We start from the raw sequence: 8,152 nt of genomic DNA on the forward strand, positions 1-8,152 counted from the left end.
GGCTTACTCCTCTCGAGTGACACGCAGCACTTCTTCTAGGGTGKTTTTACCCGCCAGTACCTTACTCATACCATCATGGCGTATGCTAGGCACAGATTGACGTATGTGTTTCTCGATAGCCAGCTCACCTCGACCAGTATGGATAAGTTCACGCACGGTATCGTCGACGACCAATAACTCATGAATACCGGTACGGCCGCGGTAACCGTTATGACCACATGACTGACAGCCCTTAGCACGGAAAATCGTACGTGGATCATCAGCACTAATGCCTAACAGCTCTCTTTCACGATCATCCGGCGTGTGCTCCTCTTTACAGCTTGGGCACAAGGTACGGATAAGGCGCTGAGCAAGCACGCCAAGTAGACTCGATGAAACAAGGAAAGGCTCAACACCCATATCTTGCAGACGGGTAATCGCGCCCGATGCCGTATTGGTATGCAGTGTAGAGATCACCATATGACCCGTCAGTGATGCTTGAACCGCAATCTGCGCCGTTTCAAGATCTCGAATCTCACCGATCATCACCACATCTGGATCCTGACGCAAAATAGCCCGTAAGCCACGGGCAAACGTCATATCGACCTTAGTGTTAACCTGAGTCTGACCTATGCCTTCAAGTTCATATTCAATAGGGTCTTCAACGGTTAGGATATTGGTGTCTTTCGAGTTGATCTCGGTAAGCCCCGCATACAAGGTGGTACTCTTACCCGAGCCGGTTGGACCGGTCACCAAAATAATGCCGTGGGGTCTACGGATCAGCTCATCAAATTGATGGCGCACCGCCTCGGTCATGCCTAGTTGTTCTAAATCTAGATTACCGGCATTTTTGTCTAATAGACGTAAAACGACTCGCTCACCATGACTAGATGGCATAGTAGAGACACGCACGTCAACCGCTCGCCCGGCGATACGCAGCGAAATACGACCATCTTGTGGTACACGTTTCTCGGCGATATCCAGACGTGCCATAACCTTAATACGTGACACTAACAGAGATGACAACTTACGATTAGGCTTGAGAACTTCTTTTAAGATGCCATCGACACGGAAGCGCACAACCAACTGCTTCTCGTAAGTCTCGATATGAATATCCGAGGCTTCCTCTTTGATCGCTTCAGACAAGAGTGCGTTGATTAACTTAATAATCGGCGCATCATCATCGCCTTCGAGCAGATCTTCTGTTTGCGGTAGCTCTTCGGCAAGGGTGAACAGATCCATCTCGTTGCCAATGTCTTCCATCATCTGCTGCGCTTCAGAGGAGTTCGCCTGATAAGCCTGAGTCAATCGCGCCTCAAAGGCTGCATCTTCTAGCTTAATTAGCGGCAGCTCTTTACCACAATAGCGACGTACCTCCAGCAGCGCGCTCAGTGGCGTGCCTTGGGTATGATATAGCGACAACTCGCCTTCATCATCGGCAGCAAGTGCAACATTAAAACGGTGTGCGAAGGCAAACGGTAGTCGTTCTTTGCTACTCGAATGAAAGACTTGATCCGCTTCTTCCTCAGACACTAGCCCAAGCTCACTCGAGACTTGTGCTAGCTCTTCATCGACTGGTATTTGATTATCACTCATCGCTTGAATCTTTATCCGTGCCAGTGCTTTGCTTATCCGCTTCAGCGGCATCGCTATCTTTACTCTCGGAGATGCTCTTCAGGGCTGGATCGGTCTCGCGCATCTTAGTGTCTAAACCTTTACCCTCTTTGTAACGGTTGAGTACTTCGTTCACATCTGCTGGCAAGTATGCATCTTGATCCCACTCTTCTAAGACTGGTACTTCAGCATTTGGCATCAGGTTCACGCCACGCTCTTGCTGTTCAAGCTGCAATGCACGGAAATAGTTATACTTACGGCCTGCTATGCCTTCCATGGTGATACCATCACGGATAATTGTCGGCTTGATAAACACCATCAGGTTCTTCTTTTTCTTACCGCTCGAAGAAGACTTAAACAGATGGCCAATAATCGGAATATCGCCTAAGAAAGGTACTTTCTGCACCGACTCTTGTACTTCTTCGTTGATCAGACCGCCCAATACTACGATCTGACCCGAATCAGCCATAACCGTCGTGGTTAAACGGCGAGTCGCGAAGGTCACGTCGACTCCTGTTTTACCGTTAATACCTGATACTTCCTGCTCGATGGTTAACTTAACCGCATTACCTTCGTTAACCTGAGGTACCACTTTAAGCTTAACCCCGACCTCTTTACGCTCAACGGTCTGGAACGGATTACTGTTACCATTGCTGGAGTTTTGGCTCCCCGTCAGAATCGGCACTTCGTCACCCACAATAAATGACGCTTCTTGGTTATCTAGGGTAGTAATTGATGGTGTTGCTAATACATTTGACTTGGTATCGCTTGAAACCGCTTGAATCAGTGCACCAAAGTCACCCATGGCCACGCCCCATGCCATACCATTAACTTTACCCAATGCTTGCGCAAGCAGGGTAATGTCACCACGGGTATCAGGATTCTCGGTACAAGTACCGTCATTACAAACGGTAGAACCTTCTTCACCTTGTGCCTGCCAGATACCGGCACCGATCTCACCAATGGTTGGACCTAGGTTATTAAACTGAGTACCGCCGCCAGCTTCGGTTGCCCACTGCACACCAAAGCCAACATCATCGCCTTCTGACACTTCGACAATAATCGCTTCAACTAAAACCTGTGCACGACGAATATCGAGCTGATTGATGACGCTCTCAATGGTGCGCATCTGATCTGGCTCGGCACTGATCACCAAAGCATTAGTGTCGGTGTGGGCCATGATATTAATTTCGTTACGTCGCTTGCTACCACCACCTTGTGGCGCACCTTTATCATCGACAAGTTGCTCAGCAAACCCTGTCAGCACTTCGACTAAGTCTTCCGCCTTCGCATAACGCAGATAACGGACCTTGGTATTACCAGTATTGGCCTGTTCATCATCGAGGTTTTTAATTAGCTTTACTACACGCTCGCGGCTCTTCTCATCACCACTAACCACTACCGCGTTGGTACGCTCGTCGGCAACCACTTTCGGTGCCTGCCCCGGCATCTGTGCCTGGTTAGCTGTAGAGCGATAAAGGGTATCGATGATACGGACGATTTCACCAGCTGAAGCGTACTCAAGCTTAACCACCTCAACGGCGGTATCGCCTTGCTTATCTACGCGGCGGACAATCTCTACCAACTTATTTACTACGGCTGCGCGGCCAGAGATCATCAATACGTTTGAAGGATCATAGTTCACTACGTTACCGCCACCGGCGTTATCGTTAAGCTGACGCAGCAAAGGAGCAAGTTGTTTGGCTTCGGTGTTATAGAGGGCTACGATACGGGTAACCATCTCGTCACCTAGCCCAGGTGTATTATCATCGGCGACACGAATAGATGCGGTTTTAGCATCCTTATCTTTGATCACCTTGATGATATTGTTATCCATCTCAACAACGGCATAACCGTAGACCTGCAGGACGTTGAGGAAGAACTGGTAATATTGTTCGTCGTTAAGCAAATCGTAACTGCGGACGTTGATTTTGCCACGAACGGTTGGGTCGACAATAATTGTCCGATTCAAGTTTTTACCAACAATGTTGATAAACTCTTGGATATCGGTGCCTTTAAAGTTAGCCGCATATTGTTCAGACCAAGCAAGTTGAGGTGCTAGCAATGAAGCCCCCATAACCATACCGGCGATTAGTCTGCGTCTAATCTGCTTATTATTCATTGTTATACTTCCCCTAAACCCTTTCGTTGCGGCAAATTCAAATCGTATTACTGCAAATTTTATTGTTATTTCCTGCTGCGATTACTCGGGCAGACTAAACATTATCTCTATCAATTGCCCATCGCGCTCGACCATTAAAGCAACTTCCGTCATCTCTGGCAGCTGCGCCATGACCTCTAATGCTTGCCCCATATCGGTCAAGTCATAACCATTAATCGATTTTGCTAAATCATTTGCTTTGAAACCAGCTTGTTTAAACAGTTCCCGATCTTTCCCCGGATTGAGGCGATAACCCGCCAGCTCTCCGCCACTTTTTACCGGAGATATCGACAGATAATCGGTAATCTTGCTTGGATCGGCTAAAATTTCTTCGCGAGACTGACTAAGTTCAGCTGCCACGGCGCGATTCTCGCGATTATCAATTGTCTTACCCTTAGAAACACTCTTAGCTTTTTGCAGCTGTTGATTAGCTGCACCGTTAGTATTGTATTCTAGACCATCTAACATCAAAGTCTCATAACGACCGCTGTTAGTGATAATAATACGGTCTGCATAGACCTCTTTAAGTGAGGCCGATGTGCCTCTGATCTTATCACCTAAACTGTAAGTATCTTGACTACCACTCGAAGCGATCACCGCTAAGCCTTTCTGTTCGGTAGTCGAAGCCACCACACCGGTGAGCTGGATAGAAAGTGAGGTTTTAGGTGCATCGGTAATAATCTCTTCAACAGGTGCAGCCTTTGGTTTGGCACCAGTCGCATCAGGTTTACCGAAAAGAGACAGTTGTTGCAGGCCGACAACGTTGACTTGGCCTGTGGAAGTGTTTGTGACAGGTGTCGGTACCCAGCGAGCGGTCGCCGAGTCGTCTGGAATTAACTTCCAAGTTATTTGCGCTGATAGATACAGAGCGATCAATAGCCCTATGCTAAATATCGCCGTGCTAACAGGCTTTTGAGGCATGCCAGCAGCCTTAGTTAAAAACTTATCTAATAAATCCATATTTAAGTGGACCCTCTGTGCAGGTCTCTGTTCTGATTATAATAATTTAGCGAATCCTGACTCATGCTAACCTACACTGCTTTTGGCAACAAGCCCATAACAGCGGCAATGTTGGCGATAATTGACCGAATATGCTAACTTTACGCGCCTAAAAAGGGTGTGAAGCCTGCCACTATTTTACCAGCGAGAAAGTAAAGATTTGTATATTACTGCTGAGCTTGTGAGCTTCCCCCTGCATTTTAATTTAAATTAATCTAATCACTGGAGTCGCTCATGAATAACAACGAGCAACAAGCCATTCAAGTAAGGCTTGATAAATGGCTCTGGGCTGCGCGCTTTTATAAGACGCGAGCCATAGCAAAAGAGATGATTAATGGTGGTAAAGTACACTATAACGGCCAGCGCACAAAATCGAGCAAATATGCCGAAATAGGTGCCACCATCAGATTAAGACAGGGCTATGACGAAAAAGAAATTGTCATCGCTAAGCTGTCAGAATACCGACAAAAAGGGTCGATAGCACAAACCCTTTATGAAGAGACACCGCAAAGTATAGCCAAACGTGAGACTTATGCTGAGCAACGACGTCTGAATATTCTGAATAACCCCGCTCCTGATCAGAAGCCGGATAAGAAGCAACGTCGACAAATTATGCGCTTTAAAGAAAGCTAAAAATTGGAAACCCAGAATGAACACAGAGATGACTACAGATAATTTATATCGTTACTTATTCGAAAACGCGAGCGTTCGCGGCGAATTAGTGCAGCTAAAAAATAGCTACCAAGAAGTAATTTCCGCACACGAATACCCATTAGCTATCCAGAAACTATTGGGCGAGCTAATGGCGGCAACCTCATTATTGACTGCAACCTTAAAGTTCAGCGGTGATATTAGCGTACAGCTCCAAGGTGACGGTCCAGTATCGCTTGCGGTGATCAACGGTAATAACCTGCAACAGCTGCGTGGCGTATCACGTTGGAATGGTGATATTAGCGATGGCGCAAGTCTTAAGCAGATGTTTGGCAAAGGTTATATGGTCATAACCCTAACACCTGATGACGGTGAGCGTTACCAAGGTGTTGTCGCACTAGATAAAGACACATTAGCTGAATGTTTAGAAGATTATTTCGAGCAATCAGAACAGCTGCCGACTAAGATCAAGCTGTTTGCTGACACTAAGCAAGCCGCAGGCATGTTCTTACAGGTGTTACCAACCGATGGTAATCACAACGGAGACTTCGAACATCTATCTGTGCTAACTGAAACCGTTAAGCAAGAAGAGCTGTTTACACTGCAAGCCGAAGAAGTGCTACACCGTCTATATCACGAAGAAGAAGTGCGTCTGTTCGAGCCGGTTGAGATTACCTTTAAGTGTACTTGCTCTAAAGAGCGTAGCGCTCAGGCTATCCGCACCGTATCGAAAGATGAAGTCGACGCGATCATCGCCGAGCAAGGCAAGGTGGAGATGGGCTGTGAGTACTGCAACAACAAATATACTTTCGACTCAATCGATGTTGAAGCTATCTATGCCAATGCAGCAAGTAGTGAAGTGACTCAATAATTTGTTGATAAGAACACGTTAGATTAAAGGCGCTCATCGAGCGCCTTTTTTTATGCTCAAATTTCACTAATTAACACAGAAAAGCATTGGAAAAAGTGTTTTCACATCTCTTTTTGGTGTTTTTTTTGATCCAGTACACATATTCACATCCGCATAAGTTACAATCGCCCCTAAATAAAAGCTGGCACGATAGATCAGCACCTAATGATGACCTCACAGATGGAGACCTTACCTATGGCGGATGGAGCAAACCGCGAGTACCTTAACCTTTCTACAGGCCAATTAGTCGAGCTTGCGTTAGCACGCGGCGAAGGTCAATTGACCGCGAATGGTGCTTTAGTTGCAAAGACTGGTGAACGTTCAGGTCGTTCTCCTAATGATCGCTTTATCGTCAAAGAGCCTAGCTCTGAAGCCGATATTGAATGGGGACCAGTCAACAAGCCTTTCGAAGCCGAAGCCTTTACCGCGCTTTGGAGTCGAGTAGAAGCTTTTCTAGCAGATAAAGACACGTTTGTATCGAACCTCGAAGTCGGTGCAAGCAAAGAACACTACCAGCCAGTAAAAGTCACCACTCAATATGCTTGGCATCAACTATTTGCTCGCAACCTATTCATCGTGCCAGAAGAGTTTAATGCAGCCGACAAGCCCGTATGGCAGATCATGAATGCACCAGGGTTTGAATGTGATCCTGAGCGCGACGGTACACACTCTGATGCAACCGTTATCATCAACTTCGCCGAACGCAAGGTACTTTTGGCCGGCCTTAAATATGCTGGTGAAATGAAGAAGTCGATGTTTTCGGTACAAAACTTCCTACTTCCCGCTAAAGGCGTGCTACCCATGCACTGCTCGGCTAACGTTGGCAGCGACGGCGATACCACTCTGTTCTTCGGCCTATCTGGAACGGGTAAAACAACGCTCTCAGCCGATCCTAAGCGCTTTCTAATCGGCGATGATGAGCACGGCTGGGCTCCAGGCGGCGTATTCAACATAGAAGGTGGTTGTTACGCAAAATGTATCGATCTAAGTCAGAAGAACGAGCCAGTGATCTGGGATGCTATCCGCTTTGGCACTGTGCTTGAAAACGTCGTTACCGATGAAAATCGCGTTCCTGACTACACCAACTCAAGCCTAACTGAGAACACCCGTGCCGCTTACCCGCTTGAACATATCGCCCAGCGTAAACTGGATAACTGCGGCGCAGAGCCACACGCCGTCGTGTTCCTAACCTGTGACGTTTCTGGCGTATTACCGCCTGTATCTAAGCTGACAAAAGAGCAGGCTGCTTATCACTTCTTGTCGGGCTATACCGCTAAGGTAGGCTCAACCGAGATGGGCTCGACAGCAGCAATCCAATCGACGTTCTCCACCTGTTTTGGCGCACCTTTCTTCCCACGTCCAGCGGGCGTTTACGCTGAGTTATTGATGAAGCGAATCGAGTCTTTTGGTAGCCAGGTTTACTTAGTCAACACTGGCTGGACAGGTGGTCCACACGGTATTGGTAAACGCTTCGATATCCCTACCACTCGTGCCATTGTCGATGCCATCGTCTCAGGTGAATTAAAAGATGTGGAGACTGAGTATCTAGAGAAGCTAAACCTTCATGTACCAGTTGCCATTCCAGGCGTAGACAGCAAGCTGCTAAACCCAATCAATACTTGGGAAGATAAGGCTCAATATGCCGAGTTTGCTCAGCATCTTGCCGATAGCTTTAAGGCTAACTTCGAGAAGTATCAGGTACCTGATTCAATCAAGAATGCCGGTCCTAACGCTTAAAAGCATGATAAGCTAAGCGCTAAGCATTGAGCGTAACTCATTATTAGAGATTACATTCGAAATTAGCTTCGCGAATAAAAAATCCCAGCCCATGCTGGGAT

The 8,152-nt window shown here is 47.0% G+C and carries 6 protein-coding genes; 3 read left to right on the forward strand and 3 right to left on the reverse strand.

Annotated features, from left to right (window positions below):
* Window positions 1-3 precede the first annotated feature (3 nt).
* The 3 genes from gspE to gspC all read right to left on the reverse strand — a co-directional run bounded on the left by gspE (window position 4) and on the right by gspC (window position 4,714).
* Window positions 4-1,575 (reverse strand): type II secretion system ATPase GspE, encoded by a 1,572-nt coding sequence (gene gspE, locus L1D44_RS20220; protein WP_239893068.1) that lies wholly within the window; start codon window positions 1,573-1,575, stop codon window positions 4-6.
* Window positions 1,568-3,715, reverse strand: a complete 2,148-nt coding sequence (gene gspD / locus L1D44_RS20225; RefSeq protein WP_239893069.1) for a type II secretion system secretin GspD — start codon at window positions 3,713-3,715, stop codon at window positions 1,568-1,570. Before gspD ends, gspE begins: the two co-directional genes overlap by 8 nt.
* A gap of 81 nt (window positions 3,716-3,796) precedes the next feature.
* A complete protein-coding gene (gene gspC, locus L1D44_RS20230; protein ID WP_239893070.1) occupies window positions 3,797-4,714 on the reverse strand; it encodes a type II secretion system protein GspC in 918 nt (305 codons plus the stop codon).
* A gap of 273 nt (window positions 4,715-4,987) precedes the next feature.
* On the opposite strand from gspC, the gene hslR reads away from it, so the two are divergent.
* From hslR to L1D44_RS20245, 3 genes are all read left to right on the forward strand, one after another.
* Window positions 4,988-5,386: a ribosome-associated heat shock protein Hsp15 gene (gene hslR, locus L1D44_RS20235; RefSeq protein WP_220769960.1), complete on the forward strand. Its 399-nt coding sequence runs from the start codon at window positions 4,988-4,990 to the stop codon at window positions 5,384-5,386.
* 28 nt (window positions 5,387-5,414) lie between these two features.
* Complete coding sequence (gene hslO / locus L1D44_RS20240; protein ID WP_239893071.1) at window positions 5,415-6,275, forward strand: Hsp33 family molecular chaperone HslO; 861 nt, start codon at window positions 5,415-5,417, stop codon at window positions 6,273-6,275.
* A gap of 234 nt (window positions 6,276-6,509) precedes the next feature.
* On the forward strand, window positions 6,510-8,051 hold the full coding sequence (locus L1D44_RS20245; protein WP_239893072.1) for a phosphoenolpyruvate carboxykinase: 1,542 nt from the start codon (window positions 6,510-6,512) through the stop codon (window positions 8,049-8,051).
* The last annotated feature ends 101 nt before the right edge of the window (window positions 8,052-8,152 follow it).

Origin of the sequence: Shewanella sp. Isolate13 (assembly GCF_022398325.1) — a bacterium.
Taxonomy (GTDB): Bacteria; Pseudomonadota; Gammaproteobacteria; order Enterobacterales; family Shewanellaceae; genus Shewanella.